Origin of the sequence: Aminobacterium sp. EBM-42 (assembly GCF_001896635.1) — a bacterium.
Taxonomy (GTDB): Bacteria; Synergistota; Synergistia; order Synergistales; family Aminobacteriaceae; genus Aminobacterium; species Aminobacterium colombiense.
The window spans coordinates 117,664-143,042 of record NZ_MPPC01000011.1 but is presented as its reverse complement, the minus strand read 5'-3'; the positions used below and the strand labels follow the sequence as shown (position 1 = coordinate 143,042).

At 46.4% G+C, this 25,379-nt stretch carries 21 protein-coding genes; 14 read left to right on the top strand and 7 right to left on the bottom strand.

All coding sequences use genetic code 11. From position 1 onward, the window contains the following. The first annotated feature begins 7 nt into the window (after window positions 1–7). From BUC50_RS04055 to BUC50_RS04005, 11 genes are all read left to right on the top strand, one after another. On the top strand, window positions 8–1,216 hold the full coding sequence (locus tag BUC50_RS04055; RefSeq protein WP_273015394.1) for an MFS transporter: 1,209 nt from the start codon (window positions 8–10) through the stop codon (window positions 1,214–1,216). Window positions 1,217–1,273: 57 nt separating this feature from the next. Then, complete coding sequence (locus BUC50_RS04050; protein WP_213700667.1) at window positions 1,274–2,518, top strand: SPFH domain-containing protein; 1,245 nt, start codon at window positions 1,274–1,276, stop codon at window positions 2,516–2,518. Between the two features lie 18 nt (window positions 2,519–2,536). Next, window positions 2,537–3,280: a hypothetical protein gene (locus BUC50_RS04045; protein WP_213700668.1), complete on the top strand. Its 744-nt coding sequence runs from the start codon at window positions 2,537–2,539 to the stop codon at window positions 3,278–3,280. Between the two features lie 21 nt (window positions 3,281–3,301). Then, on the top strand, window positions 3,302–3,859 hold the full coding sequence (locus BUC50_RS04040) for a DUF4234 domain-containing protein (RefSeq protein ID WP_213700669.1): 558 nt from the start codon (window positions 3,302–3,304) through the stop codon (window positions 3,857–3,859). An 85-nt stretch (window positions 3,860–3,944) separates the two neighbouring features. Continuing rightward, window positions 3,945–5,123: an aminotransferase class V-fold PLP-dependent enzyme gene (locus BUC50_RS04035; RefSeq protein WP_213700670.1), complete on the top strand. Its 1,179-nt coding sequence runs from the start codon at window positions 3,945–3,947 to the stop codon at window positions 5,121–5,123. A 196-nt stretch (window positions 5,124–5,319) separates the two neighbouring features. Beyond that, window positions 5,320–5,745 carry an RrF2 family transcriptional regulator gene (locus BUC50_RS04030; protein ID WP_213700671.1) on the top strand — a complete coding sequence of 142 codons (426 nt, stop codon included), beginning with the start codon at window positions 5,320–5,322 and terminating at the stop codon, window positions 5,743–5,745. Further along, window positions 5,729–6,496 carry an ATP-binding protein gene (locus tag BUC50_RS04025; protein WP_213700672.1) on the top strand — a complete coding sequence of 256 codons (768 nt, stop codon included), beginning with the start codon at window positions 5,729–5,731 and terminating at the stop codon, window positions 6,494–6,496. The genes BUC50_RS04030 and BUC50_RS04025 overlap by 17 nt, the downstream gene beginning before the upstream one ends. A 28-nt stretch (window positions 6,497–6,524) precedes the next feature. Then, window positions 6,525–8,171 carry a hydroxylamine reductase gene (hcp, locus tag BUC50_RS04020; RefSeq protein WP_273015155.1) on the top strand — a complete coding sequence of 549 codons (1,647 nt, stop codon included), beginning with the start codon at window positions 6,525–6,527 and terminating at the stop codon, window positions 8,169–8,171. A gap of 162 nt (window positions 8,172–8,333) precedes the next feature. Further along, window positions 8,334–9,869: a histidine ammonia-lyase gene (gene hutH / locus BUC50_RS04015; protein ID WP_213699957.1), complete on the top strand. Its 1,536-nt coding sequence runs from the start codon at window positions 8,334–8,336 to the stop codon at window positions 9,867–9,869. An 18-nt stretch (window positions 9,870–9,887) separates the two neighbouring features. After that, complete coding sequence (locus tag BUC50_RS04010) at window positions 9,888–10,547, top strand: cyclodeaminase/cyclohydrolase family protein (RefSeq protein WP_213699956.1); 660 nt, start codon at window positions 9,888–9,890, stop codon at window positions 10,545–10,547. A 90-nt stretch (window positions 10,548–10,637) separates the two neighbouring features. Beyond that, on the top strand, window positions 10,638–11,735 hold the full coding sequence (locus BUC50_RS04005) for a M20/M25/M40 family metallo-hydrolase (protein WP_273015742.1): 1,098 nt from the start codon (window positions 10,638–10,640) through the stop codon (window positions 11,733–11,735). A gap of 16 nt (window positions 11,736–11,751) precedes the next feature. Here the strand turns inward: BUC50_RS04005 and BUC50_RS04000 are convergent, their stop codons facing one another. The 5 genes from BUC50_RS04000 to BUC50_RS03980 all read right to left on the bottom strand — a co-directional run bounded on the left by BUC50_RS04000 (window position 11,752) and on the right by BUC50_RS03980 (window position 17,057). Further along, window positions 11,752–12,276: a DUF2179 domain-containing protein gene (locus tag BUC50_RS04000; protein WP_273312050.1), complete on the bottom strand. Its 525-nt coding sequence runs from the start codon at window positions 12,274–12,276 to the stop codon at window positions 11,752–11,754. A 116-nt stretch (window positions 12,277–12,392) separates the two neighbouring features. Then, window positions 12,393–13,592: a M20 metallopeptidase family protein gene (locus tag BUC50_RS03995; protein WP_273312052.1), complete on the bottom strand. Its 1,200-nt coding sequence runs from the start codon at window positions 13,590–13,592 to the stop codon at window positions 12,393–12,395. Window positions 13,593–13,670: 78 nt separating this feature from the next. Further along, a complete protein-coding gene (glyA, locus tag BUC50_RS03990) occupies window positions 13,671–14,948 on the bottom strand; it encodes a serine hydroxymethyltransferase (protein WP_213700556.1) in 1,278 nt (425 codons plus the stop codon). 173 nt (window positions 14,949–15,121) lie between these two features. Then, window positions 15,122–15,805 (bottom strand): response regulator, encoded by a 684-nt coding sequence (locus BUC50_RS03985; protein ID WP_273015506.1) that lies wholly within the window; start codon window positions 15,803–15,805, stop codon window positions 15,122–15,124. Then, window positions 15,780–17,057 (bottom strand): PocR ligand-binding domain-containing protein, encoded by a 1,278-nt coding sequence (locus BUC50_RS03980; protein ID WP_273015507.1) that lies wholly within the window; start codon window positions 17,055–17,057, stop codon window positions 15,780–15,782. The genes BUC50_RS03985 and BUC50_RS03980 overlap by 26 nt, the downstream gene beginning before the upstream one ends. A gap of 150 nt (window positions 17,058–17,207) precedes the next feature. Here BUC50_RS03980 and BUC50_RS03975 point away from each other — a divergent pair, with 150 nt between their 5' ends. Beyond that, entirely contained in the window at window positions 17,208–17,408 is a 201-nt protein-coding gene (locus BUC50_RS03975; RefSeq protein WP_273015508.1) for a heavy-metal-associated domain-containing protein, read from the top strand. A 137-nt stretch (window positions 17,409–17,545) separates the two neighbouring features. Continuing rightward, the gene (locus BUC50_RS03970; RefSeq protein WP_286677175.1) at window positions 17,546–19,708 is read left to right on the top strand and encodes a heavy metal translocating P-type ATPase; all 2,163 of its coding nucleotides are present in this window, start codon (window positions 17,546–17,548) and stop codon (window positions 19,706–19,708) included. A gap of 120 nt (window positions 19,709–19,828) precedes the next feature. On the opposite strand, the gene BUC50_RS03965 is transcribed toward BUC50_RS03970, so the two are convergent. After that, window positions 19,829–20,047 (bottom strand): hypothetical protein, encoded by a 219-nt coding sequence (locus tag BUC50_RS03965; protein WP_273015737.1) that lies wholly within the window; start codon window positions 20,045–20,047, stop codon window positions 19,829–19,831. Window positions 20,048–20,299: 252 nt separating this feature from the next. Here BUC50_RS03965 and BUC50_RS03960 point away from each other — a divergent pair, with 252 nt between their 5' ends. Next, the gene (locus BUC50_RS03960; protein WP_286677174.1) at window positions 20,300–21,061 is read left to right on the top strand and encodes an HpcH/HpaI aldolase family protein; all 762 of its coding nucleotides are present in this window, start codon (window positions 20,300–20,302) and stop codon (window positions 21,059–21,061) included. Window position 21,062: 1 nt separating this feature from the next. Here BUC50_RS03960 and BUC50_RS03955 read toward each other — a convergent pair whose 3' ends face one another. Beyond that, window positions 21,063–25,325 (bottom strand): acyl-CoA dehydratase activase-related protein, encoded by a 4,263-nt coding sequence (locus BUC50_RS03955; RefSeq protein ID WP_286677173.1) that lies wholly within the window; start codon window positions 25,323–25,325, stop codon window positions 21,063–21,065. Window positions 25,326–25,379 lie beyond the last annotated feature (54 nt).

Genomic DNA, 25,379 nt, shown 5'->3' with positions numbered 1-25,379 from the left:
GTAAAAAATGAGGGTGCGTGGAAAGAAACTTTTAGACTTTCTAGCCATTGAAAGGAATATGACGGGTCTTCTCTTGATGGTCATCCTTGTTGGGCTTGGGGAAAAACTTGCAGAGCGTTTTCTCCCTATCTATCTTATCGCCCTTGGAGGAGGAGCTCTTTCAATTGGCATTCTTAATGGTCTTGATAATCTGCTTTCCGCTTTATATTCCTACCCGGGGGGCTACCTTGCTGATCGCTTGGGGACAAAAAAGTCCCTTCTCGTTTTCAATCTTCTTGCCATGTTTGGCTTCCTTGTAGTTGTACTGATACCAAGCCAACTGGCTGTTATTGGCGCTTCCTTTTTCTTTTTGTCGTGGACGGCAATTTCTTTGCCAGCGACAATGAAACTTATTGCCCAGGCCCTTCCCATGAATAGGCGAACGATGGGAGTCTCTCTCCATTCCCTCGTAAGGCGTATTCCTATGGCTTTAGGCCCTGTTATGGGAGGGGTCATGATAGGCCTTTGGGGGGAGAAGACAGGAGTTCGAGCTGCCTTCGCCATTGCTTTTATCCTGGCTGGCGTTGCTCTAGCGGCGCAGCAAATTCTTATACGGCCTGACAGCAGTGCCATTGAGCGGCCCGAAAAAAATCCCATGGTAATCTTCAAGCTTATGAGCCCGGCTCTTAAAAACTTATTGATCTCTGATATATTGATTCGTTTTTGTGAGCAGATCCCCTATGCTTTTGCTGTGGTTTGGGCAATGAAGAGTATTGAGAATCCTGTATCGGCCTTTCAGTTTGGAATTCTTACCACCATAGAAATGGCAGTGGCTATGTTGATCTATATTCCTGTAGCCTGGTTAGCGGATAAAGGCAATAAAAAGATTTTTGTAGTCATTACCTTTTGTTTCTTTACTGCTTTCCCCATTATTCTCTATCATTCCCGATCCTTCTGGCCTTTAGCAGGTGCTTTTGTTGTTCGAGGTCTTAAGGAATTTGGCGAACCTACAAGGAAGTCCCTTATTCTCGACCTAGCGCCAAACGAACGCAAAGCGGCCATGTTTGGCCTCTACTATCTGATACGGGACGTTGTGGTCTCTATCGCTGCCTTCGGTGGAGCCCTGCTGTGGATGGTGGATCCAGCAGTCAATTTTTATGGGGCCTCTTTGTTTGGGGCCTTGGGAACAATCTGGTTTATTCTGAAAGGAGAAGATTTCAGAAGGCCCTTGCCGTAAAAGACGTAAACTGATAGAAAAGAAGATATGAAACCATAAAGATGGGTGTGATCATCAATGGGAATCATTAAAGTAGTTGAATATAACGGACCAGACCCTCATGATGCCTTCGCATGGAAGTATTCTGATAAAACAAGAGCCTCAGATGAATTGTCTACGTGGACCCAACTTGTGGTGAGGGAAGCGCAAGAAGCAATTCTTTTTAAGAATGGGCAGGCTTTCGATCTTTTTACGGCCGGGCGCTATACGCTAAGTACAAATAACATTCCTCTTCTCTCTGCTTTCATCAATCTTCCCTACGGCGGGGAGTCTCCCTTCAAGGCAGAAGTATGGTTTGTGAACAAACTTTATTCCCTTGACGTTAAGTGGGGAACACCAAGCCCCATTCAGATTCAGGATCCGAGATATGGTGTCTGGCTTCCGGTTCGTTCATATGGCCAATTTGGAATAAGAATTGCTGATTCTCGACAATTCCTGCTCAAACTTGTAGGAAGCCTGGGTTCCTTTACAAAAGAAAATATAAGCCAATTCTTTAAAGGGCTCCTCATCACCCGTATCAAGGATTTGGTGTCAAATTATATGATCACGGAGAGGAAAGGTATTCTTGAGTTAAATGCTTATCTCAACGAGATTTCCTACCACATGGAGGAAGAACTTCGCCCTGTTCTTGAGGATTACGGCATAGAACTCGTTAATTTTTTTGTGAACTCTATTAACGTTCCAGAGGATGACCCAGTAGTGATTCAATTGAAAAATGCCCTGGCAAAAAGAGCGGAAATGGATATTCTGGGATATTCTTATCAGCAGCAGCGCAGCTTTGACACCCTTGAAAAGGCAGCCAGCAATGAAGGGAATGGTGCTGGTCTCATGCAGGCAGGTATTGGCTTGGGCATGGGTGTCGGTGTTGGAGGTGCGTTGGGTCAGACAGCGGCCCATATAACAAAAAACCTTAGCACGGAGGGGCAAGAAAAATTAACAGAAAAGAGCAAGGTGTGCTCAAACTGCGGCACCCCCTTTAATCCAGACGCCCGTTTCTGTTTCCAGTGCGGTCGAAAAATAAACATGTGCGGATCATGCGGTCATGACTTTCCGAATAATGCTGCCAAGTGCCCTGAGTGTGGCGCTCCGGCTCCAGCCCTGTGCCCTCAATGCGGCCATACCATTGACTCAGATATGAAATTTTGTCCATTCTGCGGAATGGAAATTAAAAGAATTTGCCCCTCATGTGGAAAGAACGTCGAAATTGACGCCCGCTTCTGCCCCTCCTGCGGACAGAAAATAGATGAGGACTCCGCCTCATAAGGATGAAAGGAGCTTTTTATGAAGATCAGAAATAAATTGAGTCTCATTCTTCTTTTTGTCATGGCAGTGGCTCTTTCGGCTGTAATTGCCGTTTCTTTTATGACCACAGAGCCAGATAGCCGCAGCGCCCATTTTTGGATGACCCTTTTCTTTCTTTTGCTCGGAGTGGTGTTTTCTTTTCTTTTCGGACTTCTCCAGATTCGTATTGACCTTGATAAAGGGCTTCCCACTCCTGCCTTTTTCAGTCTTGGAACCCTCATTGTACTGTACGATTTATTCCTGATAGTAAACCCTCTTCTCTTCTGGAAGGGTTTTGAGTTTTCGGTAACAGGGTACGCCATTACTCATATTATTGGTTTGGCAACTTTTCTCTCACTTAGCGGAACAACTCTTATGGCGGCTGTTTCTATCACAGCCAGGGAAAAACAGGAAAAAGAAGATATTTATACGATCCGTCTCTGGACCGATCGTTTGCATCGTATTCTCAGTCAAGCCCGAGATAACGATCTGGATGATGAGATACTTCTTGAACTTCAGAAGGTCGCAGGGAGGGTAAGATATACGGACCCTGTAAGTTGCGATGAATCTATTCATATAGAAAAAGAAATAGCGAGCACTATTGAGGAACTTTCCCATACTGTAGACCTTTTTTCTGTGGAAGGCGAGGCTGCCTCCCTGGAAGATGAAGATACGATCAGGACTATCAAAAAATTAATGGAGCTTGTAGAAGAGCGAGAGGCGCTCATCGCTCGAACGAAGTAAATTCTATAAGGGGGATATGTGATGGCGGCAGACACTGTAGAACGAGAACTATCCTGTGTTTCCTGTGGAGCGGTCAATGAACCAGGTTCCAAATATTGTGCTTATTGCGGAACGCTCCTTCAAGTAAAGCACATTTTTCCTGCTGTTGAAAAAGCCAAGGTACCTTTCAAGCGCGTCAGTGTGGGGTTTGTGCTCTTTCTAACCATAGTGACCCTAGGTTTTTATCAGGCACTGTGGGCTTTCTTCAGAAGAAAAGCTTTTAATCAGCTGAATGTTAGTGAAACGATATCTGACTGGTTCGCTCTAATGCCTCTAGTTCTTCTTGTAGCTTCCTTTGCTGTCAGTGGAAATGAAAGTGATCTGGAAAGAATTCTGGGCATTGCTACCTGGATCCTATGGATTGTTCTAGCTTTCAAAATGAGAAGGATGCTTCGTGAATACGTTGCAGGATTTGCCGACAAGGATTTTCTTCTAAACGTAGCGCCCTCGCGTATTATGACCTTCTTTTTTACGTTTTTCTATATCCAGTACCATATAAACCGCCTTATCGATATAGGGGTTTTCAAACGGGCCAACTGAAACACTGGAAGCCTTTCTGTTGTGCTATCAAAATTTAGTGATAAGATATCTCTATATATCTTATAACGGACGGTGATGGTGTTTCATGTCCATATATTTAAATAATGCAGCTACATCATGGCCCAAACCTCACATGGTTCCTCAGGCCATGTATGATTTTATGGTCAATTCCGGTGCGAATTTAGCTCGGGGCACGGCGGCTAAAAGGGATCTCGGCACTATGGACCTCGTACTGAATTGTCGCGAACTTTTAGCAGAATTTTTTCATGGCTATGAAGACGCTGACCCTCGATATGTAACCTTTACATCCAATATCACAGAGTCTCTCAATATCGTTCTCAAGGGGTACCTCAAACCGGGAATGAAAGTTTTAACAAGCAGCATGGAGCACAATGCTTCAATGCGGCCTCTCAGACGTCTTGAGCAGAGAGGTGTTCATATTACAGTTCTTCCATGCGATATGGAAGGGGTGCTTTCCCTCCGAGACCTGGACAAGGTTTTAAAAGAGGATTCCTTTGATCTTATGATAATAACCCATGCAAGCAATGTATGTGGAACTGTTCAGGATATATCTGGCATTGCCCGTCTCTGTCAGGAAGCCGGTGTGCCTCTTGTTGTGGATTCGGCCCAGACGGCCGGAGTTTTGCCTATCCATGTGTCAGATCTGGGCCTCGCCGCATTATGTTTCACAGGGCACAAAGGCCTCATGGGTCCCCAGGGGACGGGAGGCATTATATGGAAACCGGATTTTGCGGAGAAGGTTGAATGGTTTATAGAGGGGGGAACAGGCAGTTTTTCCCATCTTGAACTTCAACCTGATTCTATGCCCGATAAATTTGAAGCCGGAACCCCCAATCTTCCGGGAATCGCCGGGCTCAGGGCTGCTTTGCAGTGGCTTGTGAAAGAAGGGCCTGAGAAGATCCATGCTCGTGAAACACAGCTGGGGTTGCGGTTTATTGAGGGAGTTAAAAAAATACCAGGCGTTATTCTTGCCGGAAAGCAGACAATGGAGGGTCGCCTACCTGTTTTTCCACTGAACTTTACAGGACGTGACCATGCCATTGTGGCAGCTGAACTTGTGGAAAGGGCAGGTATTGAAACTCGGCCAGGACTTCATTGTGCTCCTGTTGCCCATAAAACCCTTGGCACAGATACAATGGGCGGGGCTCTTCGTATCTCTATAGGTTATTTTAATACTGAAGAGGATATCGATTGTTGTCTCGAAACTCTTGCGTCTATTTTAGCTGAACCCCTAAAAGCATAAAAAAGATCAACGTTGATTTTCTGCTTCCTGTCCCCCTCATATTTTTGCGGACAGGAAGTTTTTTATTTAAAACCATTCTTTTTCCCATCACACATATCAGTTCAAATTTCGAATAATTATAACAAAATAAGACATTGACAAATTAAGGAATTAAGGTACCATAATTCTTGAATTCCCATCAGGAGGCATCAATGAGATGAATACCTTTATATCTATATCAGAAGCCGCGTCCCTCGCCTTTCATGGAATGGGATTGCTGGCAATTTCAGGGAAGCGAATGAGCACAAAAGAAATGGCAGAGGCAATTAATGTATCTGAGGCCCATTTGGCAAAAGTTTTTCAAAGGCTTGTGAGATGCGGGTTTGTTACGTCATCCAGAGGGCCGGGAGGAGGCTTTGAATTGGCACGGCCTGCTGAGAGCATATCCCTACTTGATATATACGAAGCCATAGAAGGCCAAACAGATGGAGGCTATTGCTTGTTACATCAAAAGGAATGCCCCTTCCGCACCTGTATCTTTGGAGATATGTTGAAAAAAATGACCAAGGAAATTCGAGATTTCTTGAGAGAAAAGAATTTATCAGAGCTTGCAAGAGGTGAAGTGAATGAAGACAACAGTTAAAAGAAAGATTATCACTATTGATGAAGAGAAGTGTGATGGTTGCGGGATATGTGCCCAGGCGTGCCATGAAGGAGCCATTCAGATCATTGACGGCAAGGCAAAGCTGGTGAGCGAGTCTTATTGCGATGGTCTTGGCGATTGTATTGGCGAATGTCCAAGAGGCGCTATTACCTTTGAAGAAAGGGAAGCCGCTCCCTATGACGAAGAGGCGGTAAAACGCCATATGGCTAGTAAGGCTTTAAAAACAGACTCCCTTCCCTGTGGGTGTCCTGGCACAATGGCAAAAGATTTGAGAAACATGGTCTCTTCAAGTAAAATTGAGGCACCTGTTGAAATACAATCACTTCAATCGCGCTTGGGAAATTGGCCTGTCCAGATTAAACTGGTGCCGGATAACGCGCCCTACCTTCGCAACGCCGACCTTGTTATTGCTGCCGATTGCACAGCTTATGCTATGGCTGATTTTCATGGGAAATTCCTTGGCGGGGAAAAAACGGTCTGTTTAATCGGATGTCCTAAACTTGATGATGCCCAGACCTATGAGAAAAAAATAACTCAAATCATAGCTTTGAACGAACCTGAATCTATAACCGTTGTATATATGGAAGTTCCATGCTGCGGCGGGCTAGTACGTCTCATTACTGCCGCTATAGAACATGCAAAAGTAAATGTTGCTCTGAAACTTGTCAAAATAGGAATTCAGGGTCAGATTATAGAAAAAGAGACAACAAAGTATGTGTTCTCAAAGTAACTTTTAGAATAAGGGAGGTATATGAGAGATGTATTGCTACCAGTGTGAACAGACAGCAAAGGGAACAGGATGCACCGCTTTTGGCGTTTGTGGAAAGTCTCCAGAGATTTCTGACCTTCAGGATCTTTTGATTCACATCTCCAAGGGGGTTTCAATGTATGCCCATAAAGCCCGTGAACTTGACGCTATTGATCCGGATATCGACCTCTTTGTGGTTAAAGCCCTTTTTACCACCATTACAAATGTAAATTTTGACGAAGAGCGAATGGAGACTATGCTTAAAGAAGCAAGCCGAATGAAAGAGAAAGCAAAATTGCTCTATGAAAAAGCTTGCGGGAAATCAGGCAAAAATCCGGAGAACCTTGGAGGTCCAGCGGCCTATGCCCTTCCCGACAACCGTGACGATATGATTCGTGATGGTGAAAAGGTAACCCCTGAAGCCTGGAGCCAAAAGCATGGTGAAGTTGTACAAGGGCTCAGAGATCTCATACTTTTTGGCCTTAAAGGCAGCGCTGCCTATGCAGACCATGCCCATGTCCTTGGGATGGACGATCCTGCAATCTATGGTTTTTTCCACGAATTTATGGCCTATCTCGGCGGTGAAAACTTCACTGTGGATGATCTCGTGGCGAAAGCCATGGAGGCGGGCAAATGGAATATTTCTGTCATGGAGCTCCTCGATAAAGCTAACACATCTACCTATGGCCATCCTGAACCTACAAAGGTGCGTGTAACGCCAGTCAAGGGAAAGGCCATTGTGGTATCGGGCCATGACCTTCAAGATCTGGAGCTTTTGCTGAAACAAACAGAAGGGAAAGGCATTAATATTTATACTCACGGAGAGATGTTGCCGTGTCTCGCCTATCCTGAACTAAAGAAATATAAACATCTCGCAGGCAATTATGGCGGAGCCTGGCAAGATCAGCGGGAAGAGTTTGACCAGTTTCCCGGAGCTATCCTTATGACTACCAATTGTATTCAGAAGCCGAAAGATTCATATAAAGACCGTATTTTCACAACAGGGCTTGTTGCGTGGCCTGGCGTGACCCATATCGGTGAAGAGAAAGACTTTACTCCAGTTATAGAGGCTGCTCTGAAGGCCCAAGGCTTTGCTGAGGATGCACCTGAGCATACCATTACTATTGGCTTTGCAAGGAATACTGTAATGTCAGTTGCAGGAAAAGTTGTGGATCTTGTGAAAGCCGGCAAGATACGCCATTTCTTCCTTATTGGCGGATGTGACGGGGCCAAACCGGGGCGGAGCTATTACACCGACTTCGCTACAATGACGCCGAAAGACACTATAATCCTGACCCTGGCCTGCGGAAAGTACCGCTTCAACAAGCTTGAATTTGGCGAAATCGAGGGAATTCCCCGCTTGCTTGATGTGGGACAGTGCAACGATGCCTATTCAGCAGTACGTATAGCTATGGCCCTGGCAGATGCCTTTAATACAGATGTAAACAGCCTTCCCTTATCGCTGATACTTTCATGGTATGAACAGAAAGCTGTCTGCATTCTTCTTTCCCTGCTCTATCTTGGCATTAAAAATATGCGTCTTGGTCCTACTTTGCCGGCCTTCGTGAAGCAGCCAGTTTTCGACGTTCTTCACGAGAAGCTGAATCTCATGGCCATAACGACGCCTGAGGAAGATTTGAGAGCCATCCTTGGGTAGAATGCGGCAAGGGTATAAATAAAACATTAAAATGCCAGGGCAGCTTTTCCCTGGCATTTTTGATGTATGATGAAGCGAAGATAAAAGGGAGAGTTGCAAAACAGCACTTTAGGGTATACACTAAATCGCAAGATTTCGTTCATTCCCAGGAGGTGCGATTAAATGGGTCATAGCGAAGTAATTGTGCTTGATGGTCATTCTCTTTCAATTGAAGATATAGTGAGGGTTGCGCGGCATAACGCCAAGGTGGAGCTCGCTCCCGAAGCGCTTGAAGCAGTGGAAAGAGCTTCGGATCTTGTTCATGAATGGGCATCAGGGAACGATGTGATATATGGTATAAATACAGGTTTTGGAGATTTGGCAACAGTTCCCATATCCCGAAAGGATCGCCGTCAGCTGCAGGAAAATCTTCTTAAGAGTCATGCCTGCGGCGTGGGAGAGCCTTTTGACGAAGAAACGGTTCGTGCCATTATGCTTCTTCGCATAAACACCCTGATCAAAGGGCATTCTGGTATTAAAACCGCAACCTTGCAGCGTTTGACCGATTATCTCAACATGGGAATCCATCCCATGATTCCTTCCCAGGGGTCGGTAGGGTCAAGTGGAGACCTCTGTCCCCTTTCCCACCTTGCTATAACCCTTCTTGGCATTGGCGAAGTCTTTTACAAAGGCCGTCGCCAGCCTGCTCAGCGCCTTTTTCGCAAATTAGGCATGAGCCCCCTCAATCTTGAGGCCAAGGAAGGACTGGCTCTCAACAACGGAACCACTGTTATGACAGCTATAGCAGCCCTTGCTCTCTATGATGGCGTTAACACCCTTAAAATGTCGGATATAGCGGCAGCACTTTCTCTCGAAGCATTACATGGTGTTCCTTTTGCTTTTGATGAGCGTACCCATGCACTTCGCCCTTATCGTGGGCAGATGATAGTGGCTTCGAATATTCGGCGGCTTATTGCGGGAAGCCAGATTATTGAAAAATTTAAAGGTGAACGGGTACAGGATGCCTATTCTCTTCGTTGTATGCCCCAGGTCCATGGCGCGAGCCGTGACGCCCTCGACTATGTCTGGGATAAGGTTTCTATAGAAATAAATGCCGTTACGGACAACCCCCTGATTTTTGTTGATGATCGAGTTGCTATTAGCGGGGGCAATTTCCACGGCCAGCCTATAGCTTTGGCCATGGACTTTTTTGGTATAGCCATGGCGGAAATTGCGAATATTTCGGAAAGACGAGTCGCTCGGCTTGTAGATAGCTCCCTTTCAGGTCTTCCTCCTTTTTTGATTCAGGAGAGCGGATTGAACAGCGGCTTTATGATTCCCCAATATGCCGCGGCTTCTATAGTTTCTGAAAATAAGGTTTTAGCCCACCCTTCTTCTGTAGATTCAATTCCTACGTCTGCCAATCAGGAAGACCATGTCTCCATGGGGACCTACGGAGCTCGAAAGGGACGGACAATCCTCAACAATGCGCGAAAAGTTCTCGCTATAGAGCTGCTTTCAGCAGCTCAGGCTCTGGATTTCAGCATTTTGCTTAAACCTGGTGCGGGAACGAAAGCCGCCCACCATATGATCCGGAAGGCAGTCCCTTTTTTAAAATATGACGATTATCTTTACCCTCTTATCAGACGGGTTCAGGAATTGATGGACCGCAGTGAGATCCTTCATGCGGTCGAGGAGGCTATCGGGCCCTTGGACTAGGGGAAAGGAGATGAAAAAATGTCAGCCCTCTCTCATATGCCAGTCAATGATCTGGTGGAACAGATTTCTTTAGGAACCCCTTCACCAGGAGGGGGAAGTGTTGCGGCGTTATGTGGAGCTATGGCCGCGGCCCTTGGAGGGTTAGTTGCCAGACTGACCCTCTCAAAAGAGGCCTATGAACAGTCATGGAAAGTGATGAAACAGGTACGAGACCAGACAAGGGCATTGTCTGACAGGTTTCTTTACTTGATGGAAGAGGACACTAATGCTTACCTTTCTTTTCTCGAAACGGCGAATCTCCCCTCTGAGGTTCCCGAAGAAGAAGAGATCAGAGGTATATTGCGGGAGCAAATGATGAAAAAGGCCATTGTAGTTCCTTTAGAAGTTTTGCGTTGCTGCAAGGATGCCATGCCCTTGCTTCGGAGTGCTTCGGCTCTTGGGGTGAGGGTAGCTGTAAACGACGCCATGGCTGGTCTTTCAGTATTGCGGGCCGCGGCAGTGGCTTCTTGTTTCACAGTTATGACAAACCTTCCCACTCTCTATGATGAAGAGTTTTGCTCCTCTGTAAAAGATGAGGCCCTTTCATTGATGTACGATATTACGTCTGAAATTGATGGAGCAAATGATCAATACATTAAGGCCCTTCTTAAAATTCAAGAATCCGAAGGATGGCCATGAAGAAGGACTATTTAGAATCGTACAGCTAAAATTGTGTTGGGTGGGGAAAAAAAGCATAATAGACCAAGAAACCTGATTGGAGGTTGGCTGATGGTCAATTATGCTCGGTTGCTCCAGACTTTTCTTGATCTTATTCGTTTAAAAGCTGACTCAGGACATGAAGAACCTGTTGTTCAGTATATTTTGCCCCGTCTCCTACAGCTGGGCCTCATTATTAGACGAGGCGCAGAGGGAAGAGCGGAAAACATTGTGGCTGTCCTTCCGCCAACTCAAGGGAGAGATCGTTGTATTGCCCTTTCCGCTCATATGGATACTGTTTCTTTGCCCACTCCCGTTATTCCGATCATTAAGGATGGTGTCATCTCTTCGTCTGGCAATACTATTCTTGGCGCAGATGACAGGGCTGGAATAGCCGCTATTTTAGAAGCCCTTGAAACTCTGATTGAAAAGGGACTTCCCCATCATTGTATAGAGATAATTTTTACAGTTCGGAAAGAAACAGGCCTTGAAGGCTCAAAACAGCTTGGGCATAACGATATACAGGCCTCAATGGCATTTATTCTGGATGACGAAGCTGATCCGGGGCATATTGTGGTTCAGGCCCCATCCCATGCCAAAATCCTTTGGAACATAACAGGAAAGGCTGCCCATGCAGGATATGAGCCTGAAGAAGGCATTAACGCCATCATGGCTTCCGCAGAAGGATTAAAGCGGATGAAAACAGGCCGGATAGACCATGAAACCACAGCCAATATTGGTATCATCCATGGAGGGGTGGCAACGAACGTTGTTTGCGATGCCGTTGTTATAGAAGCAGAGGCCCGCTCCATTTGTGAGAAAAAGCTGGAAGATACAGTGAAGGCCATGGTAGAAGCTATGGAAAAAGGGGCCGCCTCTTTGGGAGCGAAAGTCCAAACAAGAATTCAGAAATCCTATAGAGGTTTTACTCTCAAGGAGATGTCCCCCTCTGTGCAGTGGGCATCGTCGGCCATTCGCCGCATTGGTCTCATTCCTGTTTTGATTTCCTCAGGAGGAGGAAGTGACGCAAATATATTGAACGAAAAAGGCATAGAAGCTGTTAATCTCGGAACAGGAGCAAAAAAAGCCCATACTTCAGAAGAATATATTCTCGAGCGGGATCTTTACACTTTAGGTGACATTGTTTACGCGATTATGAATGGCGCGTAGAAATACAGGGGCGTTTTTACTTTTTCTTGCTGAAATATCCGCCCCAGACATTACGGACATCAGCCATGAAGACAAAACCTCCAGCTTGTTTCCCAATCTCTGCCACCGCAAAGCGATCTTTTCGGTCACAGATCACTTTGAGAATAAGTCGGGGGCCATCTCGCCCCTCTCCCTCTAAAACAGTGGTTCCAAACCCTTTAGACCTCAGTTTTTCCGCAAGCTCTCTGCCTCCCTGGGTCTCTTCGGTGATAATTTCTACAACAATGTGCCCCTTAAGGAGCTTTTCTTCGAGATAGGAGCCAATATAGTTTCCCGTAGAGAAGCCAAGAGCGTAGGCAATAAAGTTCAAGGGGCTGTGAATCCCTGCATCAAGCACGTATTTCAGGCTCATAAGGTAAAGGGATATTTCACAAAAACCAATGCATGCCGCCTTGAACCGCTGCCCTTTGACTAAAAGCAGCATTCGCATTGTGGCCATAGAAACATCTGTGCAGCGCGCACAGAAAATAAGAATCATGGCGAGATTAAGTTCTAGAGACAATTTATAAACCCCCCCTGCTGTTTCAATAATAAGGGAGGGTTGGTCTTAAAATCAAGAAAAATCTCAGCGTTAAAGGAAAAAAGGCGTCAGTTAATGGTTCATAAATAACTTAAGAACTAAGAATCTGCTCTTTGACAGTGTAGTAAACCACGACACGCTGAAAGGGCCAGAACGCCGGCCCCGATAGAAAGGGCCCCTTCGTCGGCCTTAAAGCGAGGGCTGTGCCAGGGATGGATTGCGTCAATATCAGGATTGCCGACGCCCAGCCAGAAAAAGCATCCCGGCACCTTCTCCTGAAAAATAGCAAAATCCTCGCCCCCCATGGAGGGAACAGGAATAACAATCCCTTCTTTGCCAATGATTTCCTCTATGGCTCGCATCCCCAGAGCGGCGGCTTCGGGATGGTTCATAACGGCAGGGAGATCTTGCCGGTAATAAAAATCAGCCGTACATCCCAAACTTGCGGCCGCATGCTCTATAACTCTTCTCATCCATGGTTCCATAGACTCACGAATGTGCGGATCAAAAGTGCGAACAGTCCCTGTAAGTTTTACCTCATCAGGTATTACATTATTGGCTGTTCCGCCATGAATAGTTCCAAAACTTACAACGGCCGAATGCTGAGGGTCGACGTTTCTGCTCACTATAGTTTGGAGGTTCATAATAATGGATGCCGCGGCGACAATAGGGTCGATATCTTTATGGGGGAAGGCGCCATGTCCTCCCCTGCCCTTTATGGTAACAAAGGTGGTATCTACAGAAGCCATAAGGGGACCCTCTTTGAGAGCGACTTTTCCTACCGGGATTTCCGGATGGTTATGGAGACCGAAGATCATGGAAACATGAGGATTCTCAAGAACACCTTCTTCTACCATGGCTTTCGCTCCCGCGTTTATTTCTTCGGCAGGCTGAAAAATAAATTTGACAGTTCCCTGAAGATCATTTTTCAAAGAAGCGAGAATTTTTGCGGCCCCAAGGGCGCAGGTTATATGAACGTCATGTCCACACGCATGCATCAGCCCTTCATAGATCGACTTATAGGGCAGGCCGCTTTTTTCTTCAACAGGCAGGGCGTCTATATCAGCACGAATAGCTACCGTTGGCCCTTTTTTAGCTCCCATTAAAAGGGCTACAACCCCTGTTCCCGCTACATTTTTTTGTACTGTACAGCCGAGGTTTTCCATATAGGCCGCAATCTTTTCAGAAGTGTCCTTTTCTTTAAAGCTCAATTCAGGATGGCGGTGAAAATCCCTGTAAAGGTGCTGAAGTTCTTCAAAGATCTGGTGACTTAACTGTTTGATGGCGGGGCTCCACATTTTGAGTTTTCCCTCCTAAGGATGCATAGGTTTTATGTTTCCTCCTCGGGCCACCTGATACTTTTGGCGGCCTTCAGGTCATTTTTTAGTTTTAGACTGAAAACGCAATGCAAGTTCTGTTTTTGACATGTATATAGGATGTTCCGCACAGATTGCATGTACCTCTTCTTTGAACGAAGAGAGAGACGATTTATCATTATTTTCAAGAACGCGAAGGAGAAGTTTTGCCACTTTTTCCGTATCTTTCTCATCGAAACCGCGACTGGTCACGCCGGCAAGGCCTATACGGATTCCACTTGTAACAGTGGCTTTTTGGGGGTCAAAGGGAATGAGGTTCATATTGACGGTAATCCCCACTTCTTCCAGTTTCTTTTCTGCTTCACACCCCGTCATATTTTTGCTTCTGAGATCGACAAGCATAAGGTGGTTATCCGTTCCCCCTGAAACGATGTCATATCCATTCTCCTGAAGGACGTGAGCCATGACCTTGGCATTTTTCACGACCTGAGAGGCATATGATCTAAATTCATCTGTCATAGCCAGTTTGAAGGTGAGGGCTTTGGCTGCCATAATCTGAGGGATTGGACCTCCCTGAATGCCGGGGAAAATAGCCTTGTCTATTTTCTGGGCATACTCTGAGCGGCATAGAATATTGCCACCCCGAGCGCCCCTAAGGGTTTTAGTGGTTGTAAAGGTAACAAAGTCGGCATAGGGAACTGGGCTAGGGTGCGCGCTTGCTGCCACAAGCCCCGCAATATGGGCCATATCGACCATAAAATAGGCCCCAACTTTTTTAGCTATTTGGGAGAACCGTTCAAAATCTATAAAGCGGGAATAGGCGCTGCCGCCGGTAATAATAAGTTTAGGGCGAACCTCTTTAGCAAGTTCCTCAACCTGGTCGTAATTAATCTGTCCTGTGGTTTTGTCAATTCCGTATTGGTAGGCGTTAAAAAACTTGCCCGAAATATTGACAGCTGTACCATGGGATAAATGTCCGCCATGTTTAAGATCCATGCCGAGAATGGTATCTCCAGGCTCCAGCATGGCCATGAAAACAGCGAGATTGGCGTTGACGCCTGAATGAGGCTGAACATTAGCGTGATCTGCTCCAAATAATTTTTTTGCCCGTTCTATAGCAAGACTTTCTACTACATCGACGAACTCACACCCGCCATGATAGCGTTTTCCGGGGTAGCCCTCCGCATACTTATTGGTGAGCAACGATCCCTGAGCTTCAAGTATTACTTCCGGAACAAAGTTTTCAGAAGCAATAAGCTCAATCGTCATATTTTGCCGTTCCTTCTCCCCTTCAATGGCTGCGGCCAACTCCGGATCGATAAAATGGATAAGGTTCACGAACCATCCCTCCTCTGTGCACGTTATAGTGTAAAAAGGCAGATAGTAAGCCTTCCATAAAATCATAGATTCTTAATATAAAAAGACAATAAGAAAAATAGAAAGCAAATGAACGAAAAACCCTACGGAAACGTCAGGTTTTTGGTCAATCTAGAAGGCAAAAAGCCCTGTTTCTATAGGGACTTTCGACTATTTAGGCTTGAAGATGACGCTGCAAGCAGTCCTTCCCGTTCCGCGAAACGGGCTAATTCTGCTATGGAGTAAAGACCTAGCTTTTCCATTGTTCTGGCTTTATGGGTTTCCACAGTTTTGCGACTTATGGAGAGTTGAGAGGCAATTTCTTTTGTAGCGAACCCTCGAGCCAGAAAAAGGAGTATTTCTTTTTCCCTGGGAGTGAGAAGTTCGAGCATTGTTGAAGAACTGGCGTTCGTAGATCTTTTGACGTAGTCTTGCAGAACTGTTGAGGTAAGGGCTGTACAGAGATACATTTCACCTTCAGAAACAACGTTGATGGCTTTGATCACTTCGTCAATGTCACAATTCTTCAACAGATATCCAGTAGCGCCGGCAGCGAACATTTCTCGAACATAATGTTTGTTTGAGTGAATGGAAAGGGCGATAATTTTAATCCTGTCATTTTCCCGACAAATGGCTCGGGTAGCTTCAAGCCCATTCATATCAGGCATTGAGATGTCCATAATAATAACATCGGGAGAGAGGGACAAAGCCGCTTCCACTGTAGAACGTCCATCCCCTGTTTCAGCAACAACCTGAAAACTCTCAATATTTTCCAGAACGCTGCTGAGTCCTTTTCGTGTTACAGGGTGGTCGTCAGCAACGATGATCCGAACGGTCACAGATAAAACCTCCTTCAGAACTGTTTTTCAAGGGGATCCTGATGATAATGCCCGTTCCTTTTCCTGCAGAAGAGTTAATGGCCATTTGCCCTCCCCAATGTCGAAGACGTTCTCTTATGCTGAATAGGCCAAAACTTCGTTTCCGAATGGTAATGGCTTGAGAGGGGTCGAACCCTACGCCGTCATCATGAACAGCGACACAAAAAAAACCATCTTCCCTCGTAATAAGACATTGGATCGCGGTAGCTCGGGCATGTTTCAGAACATTAATGAAAAGTTCTTTGACCATATGGTAAAGCATAATGCTCAATTCTTGTTCGAGAAGGCGGCAATTCATAGCTGCATCAAGGATAAAATCAATTGAAAGAGGAGAAAACATTTCGTCTCCAAGGGATTCTAAAGCGGCGGCGAGACCTAAATCATATAGCAGAGGGGGACTTAACCTGGCTGTAAGGTCTCGAGTCTGCTCTATAACTTCATCGAGATGGGCGATGCTTGCAGATAAAAGGGTGTTTTTCACCTGTCCATCATGAGTTCTACGGGCCTGGCGAAGATTCCTTTGCATGGTTACCAGTGCATGTCCCACCTGGTCGTGAAGATTTGCCGCAATTTTGCGTCGGGTCCGTTCTTCTGCCAGAGTTAATTCAGAAGCAAGGGATCGCAGGTCTTCCTGAGATTCTTCGAGCATCTTTTCTGTGGTTCTCACCTGCTCTATTTCCCGGGCCAAAATGAGGTTGGCATATCCCTTTGAGGAGAGCTGTTGAGCCATAAGCCACAGTAATTTAAGGGTTTTTTCAAAATGAGCCAGACTCCCCTCTGGCATTTCCCTTAGGGCTTCGCAAAGTTGAACAGGGTCGGCTCCTATCTCAAGGGCATACTCTCGAATGCGATTCTCTCCAACTCCAAGAGCATTCTGAGATATCTGCCAGTTGGCAATATGCTGCCCCTCAACAATGATAGGAGCGCTGGCATCGACAAAACCGCAGCTGAGGCAGCGCTGATATGTTGGCTGAAGCAGCTGCGCGGCCTTGATGCCAAGCACACGGTCAGAGCGAATACAGCGGCTGGCTCCTTCTGATGTTTGACGGACCAATTGGCAAACTTTACTGAAATTGCTTGGTTCAGTAATAGAATTCCCCTGAACATCCGTAATCACAGATGCCACATCATGGACTTCGGCAAAGGCATCCTGAATTTTTTGTAGTTCCTCTCGCTCTATAAGGTCGAGAAGAGAAATATGAGGAGAGGCCATGGATTTCAACTCCTTCGGTAAGCTTTCCTTATTATTTTACACGCAAAAGGGAGTTTTTAAATTCAAACTTTACAAGTGGGGGGTCTTTAGCCTATAAAGGCCGTAGAGCATGGTGCCATGAGGGAATGATAGAAAGAAGGAGGGACAAAAATGAAAAAACACGAGTTTTATGTGCCTGATATGTCCTGCGGACATTGTGTTAAGCGTATCAGCTCGGCATTGGAAGAAGAGGGTTTGACTGATTTCGAAATCAGACTGGAAACAAAAACAGTTACTATTGAAACGGATGCCCCCCAGAAAATTCTCGAAGCCCTTGAAGAGGCAGGATACCCTGCAACTCTTCAAAACTAAAATCAAGGAACTTGGAGGCCGCTCTCTCTATGGTGTGAGAAAAGCGGCCTTTTTAATATACATATGGAGGGTATTATGGCATAATAACAAAAAGATATCCTACCAAATATATAGTATTTCTACAAGGAGCTGTTTCTATGATGACAAGAGGCGAAAACTCTAAAAAAATATCTTTTTCAGTAACAGGCATGACGTGCGCCACCTGTGCGAGGATCGTTGAACGGTCTCTTAAAAAAGTAGACGGGGTTGTTTTTGCGGGAGTGAATTTGGCAACAGAAACCGCTTTTGTGGTTCTTGATAAAGATGTTCCAATGGAAGAGCTGGAAGAAGCGGTAAGAAAGGCCGGATACGACGTTTCCCATGAACAGCCGGAAGACCTTGATCGCCGTCGTTATGAAGGGGCAAAAAGAAACCTTGTGGTCAGTTGGGGAATTACGGCCCCCCTTATGGTTCTTATGGTTTTTCATATGGCGGGATTCCATCTGCCCTGGTTCACTTTTCTCGAAGCTGTTGGCGGGGCAATTGTGCTCTTTGGCGCTGGTCGGGCTTCCATGAAAGGGGCCTGGATTGCCCTCTCCCATTTTCACGCCAATATGGATGTTCTCGTCTCCCTTGGGGCGTTAGCGGCCTGGTCTACGGCTATTCTCCTTCTTGCGGGAGTCAAGGTGGCTTCTTTTGGAGCCATTGGCGCCATGATCATCGCTCTTCATGTGACGGGACGTTTTATAGAATCCCATCTTCGAGACAGGGCCTCCAAGGAAATCAAGTCTCTTTTGGCAATACAGGCCAGAGAAGCCCGCATCCTCGATGAATCGGGGCGCGAAATAGCAGTGCCTATCGAAGCGGTTAAAGAAGGATTTATTATTATGGTCAGGCCCGGAGAACGAATTCCTGCCGATGGAAGAATCATTGATGGCGTCACATCTGTAGATGAATCTATGATTACCGGCGAATCCATTCCCGTTCAGAAAAAATTGGAAGAAGAAGTGACGGGCGGTTCTCTCAACCTTACAGGTTCAATAAAAGTTCAGGCCACAAAAATTGGGGAAGACAGCTTCTTAGCTCAGATGATTGCCCTTATTCAGGAAGCTCAGGGTGCAAAAATACCAATTCAGGCCTTTGCCGACAGAGTGACAAATTATTTTGTTCCGGCTGTCACTGCCCTTGCTGTTGTCAGCGGCCTCTTCTGGTTTTTCGGCATCCATCGTTTTGCTTCTTTTCTCGATGGGGCAAGCCGTTATCTGCCGTGGGTCACCTCTGTGCGCGATCCCCTGTCGATTGCCGTTTTCGGATTCATTTCCACTCTTGTGATTGCCTGCCCTTGCGCCCTGGGCCTTGCCACCCCTATGGCCCTTATCACGGGGACAGGCGCTGCTTCCAGGAAGGGCCTTGTCATTCGCAATGCCGAAGCCATACAGACGGCGAAGGAAGTGGGCATTGTGCTTATGGATAAAACGGGCACCATTACCCAGGGAAGCCCCCAAGTTGTCGAGACCAATCTTTCTGATGACGATATGGAAAGGGTGGCGGCCCTGGAACGCCATTCTATCCATCCCTTGGCCAAAGCCATATCCTCAGTGCGAGACACTGAGCTCGAACCCGCATCTATGGAAGAGATTGCGGGAGAGGGGGTCAGGGGTACTGTAGGGGAGGATTCATACTTTGTTGGAAAGCCTCACGACTTCTCTCTTTACAGCAAGCAGCTTTCTATGGGGCGAACAGTGGTTGAAGTACGCAAGAACAAGAAAATTGCCGGTTTTATAGCAATAGAAGATCCCTTGAGAAACGATTCTATAGAGGCTGTAGAACGTCTTAAAAGACTAGAGATCATCCCTGTGATGGTAACGGGAGATAACGAGCGTACAGCTCAGGCCGTAGCGGGCCGGGTTGGTATAGAGAAAATCTATGCGGGCATTCGGCCAGAAGAGAAACTGAGTATCCTGAGGGATTTTCAGGCCCATGGGAAGAAAGTGCTTATGGTTGGTGACGGGATGAACGACGCCGCGGCCTTAAAAGGAGCGGATATCGGCGTGGCTATTGGTACGGGAACAGATCTTGCCATAGACAGCGCCGACATGGTTGTGGTGCGCGGCGGAATTTCATCTATTGCCGATGCCGTTGAAATTTCCCGCCAGACCTTTGCCGTCATCCGCCAAAATCTTTTTTGGGCCTTTGCCTATAACGTCATTGCCATTCCCCTCGCCATGGGGGCCCTGCTCCACCCTGCCATCGCGGAAACGGCCATGGCCTTCAGTTCAATTTCAGTGATCTTGAATTCTATGCGAATTCGCCCCTCCTGAGAAGGCAAAATAAAAAGGGCTATTGGTCAACCAATAGCCCTTTTCTCTCAATAATCTTCGGCAAGGTTCAATTTGCTGATGATATTACTGACAACTGGTGCACTGACCAGTGCAGCTTGCTCACCCACCGCCACCGCGGAGCGCTTCAATAGCCGGGACAAAAACATCCAGTATGTCGCCAAGGTCATTAACTCCTTCGTCACTATCCATTAGACTAAAGACCTCTTTTACCGCAGGGACAGTGTCAGCGCCATCCACGATGGCCTGTACTATATCCCGAAGGGTAATATTCTTCGATTTAATAACAACAGTTTCTCCCGGAACCATTCCCCAGTCCATGATCATAACCTCCTTACTATAGAGCATGGTGGTATTGTAAAGGAAAAGATTGAAAAAATAAACAGTGACAACGATCGATATCTTTGATTGCAACATTAAAACAGTTATACTTTCTGAGTAGGATTAATTACTGGCCGGTGTATTGCTTGCACATTGCTAAAACTTGCAAATTAGTAATAAAGGAGATTGTTTGTTGGGGCGGTCTCCTCAATAGTATTCAAATGAAAGATATCATGTAAGGAGGGTGATTTTATGAAAAACAGAGTCAAAGACGTTCTAAAGCGGGGAGGGGTCGTTATTGGCAGTTTTGTCGGCCTTAGTTGCCCAGACCTCGTGGAGATCATGGGACTTTCCGGTTTCGACTTTTGCATTATCGATACAGAACATGGTCCCATGAATCCGGAATCCATACAGCATATGATACGGACTGCCGAGCTTTCGGGAATGACCCCTATTGTCCGAGTCACCCAAGGGGCAGAAACAGATATCTTACGGGTTCTCGATGTGGGGGCCCAGGGAATTCACGTTCCTCAGGTGAACGATTGTGAAAGAGCTAAAAAGGTCGCGGCATGGTCGAAATACTTCCCCGAAGGAACCCGGGGCGTGGCTCTTCCCCGGGCACTGGGATATGGTCTTCGTCCACTGACCGAAGCCATGAAAGAAGTTAATGAGGAGACCCTGGTTATAACTCACTGCGAGAACGTGGCGTGTCTTGATTGCCTTCATGAAATAGCTTGTCTTGATGGAATTGATTTGATCTTTGTCGGCCCCTACGACCTTTCCCAGTCACTGGGCATACCTGGCCAGATAGACCATCCCTTAATGAAGGAAACTGTGGCCAGAGTCTTGCGCATTACCCGTGAGGCAGGTAAACCCGCGGGAATTTTCGTTACATCCGTGGATGAAGCCCTTCGACGCATTGAAGAAGGTTTTCAATACATAGCTTATAGCATTGACATGATTCTGTTCAGCCAAATATGTAAACAAACCATATCTGATTTGAAAAAAAAATGAGTTAAGCAAGCTGTTTTTCTCCGTTTCGTGTTTTTCTAAAGGCTTCTTGTGCAGCCATGATCAATAATTGCAGACGGTTGTCATTGTTTGTCTGGCTTGTCCCAGGGTCGAGGTCAAGGCAGAGCATGTCAAGTTCGGGGTATAGATGGCGAAGGGCACCTTCTATACCCTTTCCTGTAATGTGGTTAGCGAGGCAGCCGAAAGGCTGTAGACAAAGGATATGGTTCACTCCTTTTTCTGCCATGTCAATGATTTCTGCCGGCAGTAGCCATCCTTCACCGGCCTGATTCGCGAGACTTGCCACTTGTGTTACTTTTCGAGCCAATGCCTGAAGAGGTTGTCGCGGCGACCCAAAACGAAAGTCTTCAAGCACCTCCTCTACTTTTTTCTGGTAATAACCAGTGAGCCGCTCGATAAAGAATTCTTTGACCACGGAGGAAAAGTCTGGCTGGCTTAAATAAGACCGTCTATTAAATGCGTTGCTCTGGAATTTCATAAAAAAGAAGGAAGACAACGGTGGAAGCACAGGTTCTATTCTTTGGGCGATAAGCTTGTCTACAATATAGCCCTGAACATATTCGTTATAGTTCACAAAAATTTCTCCCACGATACCAATAGAGGGAACACGCTCCACTGCTACAGGCAATGCATTGAAGTTGTAGACAGCATCTTTAAGGAGGTGGATAAGCTCGTAGAGCGAGCCCTTTTCCTTGAGCAAAATGCCAAGACGATTTAAAAATCGCTCATGAAGGATTTTTGCACTCCCTTGAATCTTTTCTCTGGCAGCAGTGGAAAGGTAGAGTGAGGCAAGGATGTCTCCTCCCAGAATGCCGTTGAGAAGTCCCTGGGCTGCCTCTATTTTGTTAACGGAAAATCCTGCTGTCTCAAAATCCTCAACGCCGAAGGTGGGAACATCTACTCCTGGAAAACCAGCAGCTGCTAAAGCTTTTTTAGCTAATGGAACATAATTTGTCGCCCGGCATTGTCCGCCAGTTTGTGTCATCAAAACGGCGGTGGTCTCTGGAGCATATCTTTTTTCCACAAAGGCTTTTAAGACGTCTCCTATAAGTATAATGGCTGGATAACACATGTCGTTATGTACAAATTCAAGGCCAATATCTGTAGAGCGCTGATTCTGTGGCGGAAGTACGGAAGCATCAATGCCAAGCCCTTCAAAAAGAGGGGGCAGAAGAGGTGAATAGAGCTCAGAGAACCATGGCACAATAAGTTTTTTCAGATCTGTGGATTCCCTCTGCGGTTTCTTTATAGCAGCCGCTTGAACCTCTGTTTGTCCGAACTCAAGTATGGAACGTATTCTGATACGGGCTGCTCCGAGATTTGCAATTTCGTCTATTTTAACAAGGGAGTAGTTGCATCCTCTTGTGCGCATTATACTTTCAAGCTGGTCAATGGTTACGGCATCTACTCCACAGCCGAAGGAGGAAAGATGAAGGAGGTCTAGACCCTCTTTGGCTGCTGCTTTTGCCCCGGCGTAAAGTCTGTTTGTATAGGCCCACTGGGTGACCACCTGGCAGGCATCAAGTTTGAGCTCAAAGGTATCTCCAGCCAGAAGATCTGCCGGAATCGCGTCGGCACCCAGATCGGCAATGAGTTGTGGAATGCCGTGGTTGATGAGGGGATCCAGATGATAGGGGCGGCACGCTATGGCAAGGACAGGGCGGCGGCTCGCCTTTGCCTCCTTAAGGGCTTTTTGTGCCTCATTCCACATCCTTTGTTCATATTCTTGCTGGGCTTCTCTGGCACGCCTAAAGGCTTTCTCCACTATGGGGCGATCAAGACCAATGTCAAGGCCATAGTAAAAAAGCTGTTTATGAAAGAGAAAGGGGTTGCGCAGAGAAAATACAGGCGAGTCAAAGGGGACTCCCAAGTATTTTTCGGGGTTGATAGCACTTCTGATCACATCGCTATAACTACAGACAATGGGGCAGTTAAAGCTGTTGTTTGCTGTTCGGATCTCTCTTCTTTCGTGAACGATAAGGGGCATAAAGATGCGGTCTACCCCCTTTTCTGCCAAAGCCATAATATGCCCATGAGTCAGCTTCGCAGGGAAGCAGATATTTTCGGACATAACAGAAGAAGCCCCCAATTCGTGTAACCTCTCGCTCGACGAAGGAGAGAGCACTACCCTGAAGCCACTTTCTCTGAAGAAGGTACACCAGAAGGGGTATAGTTCATAGGTGTTGAGAATTTGGGGTATTCCAATGACCCCGCGACATTTACCCAACGGTTCTGTGGGGCGGTCGAAAAGGGCCTTGAGCCGAATGTCAAAAAAATTGTGCCCCCGTTTTTTCATTCCGCTATTGCTGAAGATTTTTTGACAGCGGTTCCCTGTATAGAATTTTTGCCCGGACGGGAAACTCAAGCTGGTAACGGAACATCCGTTTCCGCAGCCTTGGCAATTGAAAGTTTTGGCAGAAGGGTCATGCCATGTATCAAGAACATCAAGAATGTTGCGCTGGGATATAGTGTTGTGGTCTTTTTGCCATTGCTCCATTGCATATATGGCAGCTCCCCAGGCTCCCATAAGGCCCGCTTCTACTGGGCGAATCACCTGACGTCCCGTTATTTTTTCCATAGCCCGCAATATGGCGGGATTCTGGAATGTTCCGCCCTGAACAACCACAAGGGGGCCAAGTTCATTATAATCACGCATTTTTAGCACTTTATGAAGAGAGTTTCGAATGACGGAGTATGCGAGACCTGCTGCGATGTCAGCGACAGTCCGCCCTTCGTTAAGGGCTTGTTTAACGCTTGAGTTCATGAAAACAGTACATCGGGTCCCCAAGTCGCAGGGATGGGTCGACTTGCAGGCCATCTGGGCGAAGGAATCCATTGTCAATCCCAGGGATTCGGCAAAAGTTTGAATAAAACTGCCGCATCCTGATGAACAGGCTTCATTAATTTGGATAGTGTCAAGATTGTTTTCTTTTATTCCCATAGCTTTCATGTCCTGTCCGCCGATGTCAAGAACAAAAGAAACGTCAGGGCATAATGTACGAGCCGCCTTGAAGTGTGCCATGGTTTCTACCAAACCATAGCTGAGGTCAAGGGCCTTACGAATAAGGTCTTCTCCATAGCCTGTGCTGGCCCCTTCCGTTATAACAAGATCATGGCGGCCAGCCTCCGCAAGTACTTTTCTGAAATGAAGGAGAGCACGATGAGTTACTCCAAGAGCATCTCCCCGATTGGGTTGATAGTAAGAGCAAACAAGTCTTTTTTGCTGATCTACGCAGATAAGTTTTGTGGTGGTGGAACCAGAGTCTATTCCTAGAAACAGAGGCCCCTCTGCCTTTTGCGGGCATATACAGGGAATACCCCATTTGTTATGATGACGGACCCATTCCTCTTGTTCTGATTCGTCTTTAAAAAGGGGAGGCAAATCCGGTTCTTTTATACAAATGCGCTCTTTTCCTTTCTCAATGTTCCCTATCAGTTCCTGTAGAGAGAGAGGGGTTCCCTTATCATGGAAAAGTGCCGCTCCAAGGGCAGGCAAAAGTCGTGGAAACTCGGGAAGAGTCACGTCCCTTGCGCCGTCGAGAGCGAGGTTGCTGATAAAAGCTTGCCTCAGGGCAGGAAAGAAAGAAAGGGGGCCGCCGGCAAATAGAATCTGTCTTTTTATATTACGTCCCCTTGATAGAGCTGTAATCACGTGAAGAGCAATTGATTTAAACACAGAAGCGGCAATGTCTTCAGGTTTTGCACGTTGGGCAAGAAGGGATTGAATATCTGTCTTAGCGAAAACACCACAACGGGAAGCGATAGTATGTATGGCTTTTCCCCTTAGGGCCAGGTCATTCAAAGTATCGAGCTCTATTCCAAGGAGAGAGGCGACCTGATCAATAAATGCCCCTGTTCCTCCAGCACAGGCTCCGTTCATATTCATGTCGGGATTAAGGTTTTCATCGAAGAAAATGATCTTTGAATCTTCTCCGCCCAACTCTATCATCGTGCGGACATGAGGAGCCTTCTGCCGTATATACCGTGCGGCAGCCACTACCTCCTGAACGAAGGGAAGGGAATGGCATGATGCCAGGTTCATACCGGCAGAACCTGTGATGGCCACGTCGAGCAATAAGTTTTGAGCTTTTGAAACGTAAGAACGTAAAATTGACAAAAGAGTACCGGAGGGATCTGCGTTATGACGTTCATAAGCAGAAAAAAGCAGCTTTCCTCTCGGATTACATACAACAACCTTAACCGTAGTTGAACCTAGATCAATGCCCGTGGGAAAAGCTCTTTCCAATCTGTATCACCTGCTTGTAATTAGCTGCGATTATAAGGGTACGCAACATTATAT